Consider the following 2005-nt stretch of genomic DNA (forward strand, 5'->3'; position numbering starts at 1 on the left):
CCCGGGAAGTTGATGAGGACATGTAGTTAACGGACAAAGTAGCCCCTTCCGTCACCTTGGACCGCTTGCGGGCGGTTACCGCTGGGACGTTCAAGTAGCTGGCCACGGCGTTGGCCAAAGAAATCCCCTTGGTTTCCACCGTCATGACAGCTTCGATATTAGCGTAAGCATAGCGGGTGGCGATCAGCTTGCCGATCATCTCCAAATCATATGGCCCGCCCAAAATGTCTGACAGGTAGACAAAGCCACCCGGCAGAATCCGGCTGGAGTCCTGGATGCGGCCTGCCAGGTCCTTGAGGTACTTCTCAGCCGGCTTCTGGCCCAAAAAAGGGATATAGCGGACCCCGCCGGCTGCCCCGGCAACGGTCTCCAGGATCCCATCCTCGTTGCTGGCCAGGGTGTGCTTCAGAATGGCCAGGTCTTCAGAGATCGATGACTTCGCTGCCCCGTAGCGCTTGGCAAAAAAAGGCAGAGCAATCAAGGTATGCGGGCGCTCCATCAAAAACTTGGTCATGTCTACTAATCTTTCAGAACGTTTCATTCTCTTTCCTTCCTAATGTCTGTTTTTGTACTTATACTAATATACTCTAAAGGGCAAAAAAAATCACTAACATTTTCAAGAAATGTTAGTGCAAAAATTCGTATTTTTACTCTGCATCGCTTTCGTCATCAAATTCCAGCAGGATGTTCTTGGTCAAAACATCAGTGTAGCTGTATGATGCGTGTTCAAAATTATTACTGTCCTGGTCCAGAGCCACTACGAACACGGCAGGAAACGTGTTCTTCAAAACGCCGCGGCGTCTGGTTACCTTCTTGCGGCCCGCTTGGGCAACGATTGTCAGCTCTTCGCCTAGGTGGGCATCTAACTTCTGCTTAATGTCTTGAATATTGATTGGCAATTATGACACTCCTTTATCAGAATATTGTAACATAATTTCCTATTCAAATCAAGATTGAATTATTTATTCAGTTCCGCTACCGCCTGGCTGATTCTGATGAAGTCGCCGATGGCCAGTTGTTCCGGCCGCTGCCGCGGGTCCAGATCCAGGTCAGCCAGCAGCTTTTCCCGGTCTTCCTTGTCCGGAACCAAAGCCTTCAAGTTGTTGGCCAGGGTCTTGCGCCGCTGGGCAAAACAGAGCTTAACCACCCGGTTGAACTGCTTGCGGTCGCCAACGTCTGCCGGATTTTCCAGCGGCGTTAAAACAACCACAGCTGAGTCAACCTTTGGCTGGGGCATGAAGGAAGCATGCCCTACTTCCAAGGCCAGGTCCACGCTCATTTGAGTCTGCACGGCAATGGACAAGGGGCCATAGGCCTTAGAGCCCGGCTGGGCAGCCAGGCGCTCAGCGACTTCTTTTTGCATCATCAAGGTCAGGCTGGTGAAGTCCAGGCTGGATTCCAGCAGGTTGAAAATAATCGGCGTGGTGATGTAGTAAGGCAGGTTGGCCACGACTTTGACGGGCTTGCTTAAGTCAAAAAATCCCGCCAGATCATTTGCAAAGTCTGCCTTCAAAACATCCTTCATGATCAGCTTGAAGCGCTGGTCCAGGTCTTCGCCGTCCACCTTTTCCGGCAGTTCGTTAGCCAGGATTTCCGGCAGGCTCTGGTCGACTTCATAAGCCGCCACCTTGCCCCCGGCTAAAAGCAGCTGTTCAGTCAAAGAGCCGATCCCCGGGCCGACTTCTACTACCTGGTCGCCGGGCTCAATCCCAGCGGCCCTAACGATCCCCTGGACAGCATCCAGGTCAACCAGGAAGTTCTGGCCCAGGTTCTTCTTGGCGTGCACAAAGTAACGGTTGACGATGGCCGCCGTCCTTACCGGACTAGCGATTGGAATTCTGTTGGTCATTTTCCGCCTCCTCTACTGCCTGCTTGAGTTCAGCTAAGCTGATGCCAAAAGTCCGCAGGCGCTGGTAAAAACGCTTGGAATTGGCATAGCCGATCCCCAGCTTGATCCCGACTGCCTCCCGCAATTGACGGGACTGGCGGCCCATAGCCAGGCCAA

General features: G+C 52.7%; 4 protein-coding genes. All 4 read right to left on the minus strand.

The window, feature by feature from the left end; translation table 11 throughout:
* Window positions 1-541 (minus strand): pur operon repressor (locus tag ACI32D_RS05865; RefSeq protein WP_439775673.1); only part of this gene is annotated, 541 nt, incomplete at its 3' end.
* A 106-nt stretch (window positions 542-647) separates the two neighbouring features.
* Window positions 648-899, minus strand: a complete 252-nt coding sequence (locus tag ACI32D_RS05870; RefSeq protein WP_439775674.1) for a Veg family protein — start codon at window positions 897-899, stop codon at window positions 648-650.
* Window positions 900-958: 59 nt separating this feature from the next.
* Window positions 959-1849 (minus strand): 16S rRNA (adenine(1518)-N(6)/adenine(1519)-N(6))-dimethyltransferase RsmA, encoded by an 891-nt coding sequence (gene rsmA / locus ACI32D_RS05875; RefSeq protein WP_439775675.1) that lies wholly within the window; start codon window positions 1847-1849, stop codon window positions 959-961.
* Window positions 1824-2005: DUF4093 domain-containing protein (locus ACI32D_RS05880; RefSeq protein ID WP_439775676.1), on the minus strand; the 182-nt coding region annotated here is incomplete at its 5' end. The genes ACI32D_RS05880 and rsmA, both read right to left, overlap by 26 nt.

It is taken from the genome of Lactobacillus sp. (assembly GCF_051873315.1).
Classification (GTDB): domain Bacteria; phylum Bacillota; class Bacilli; order Lactobacillales; family Lactobacillaceae; genus Lactobacillus.

Bases quoted from the DNA above. Each gene is read 5' to 3' on its own strand.
- rsmA (WP_439775675.1), bottom strand. From the start codon at position 1,849: ATGACCAACAGAATTCCAATCGCTAGTCCGGTAAGGACGGCGGCCATC.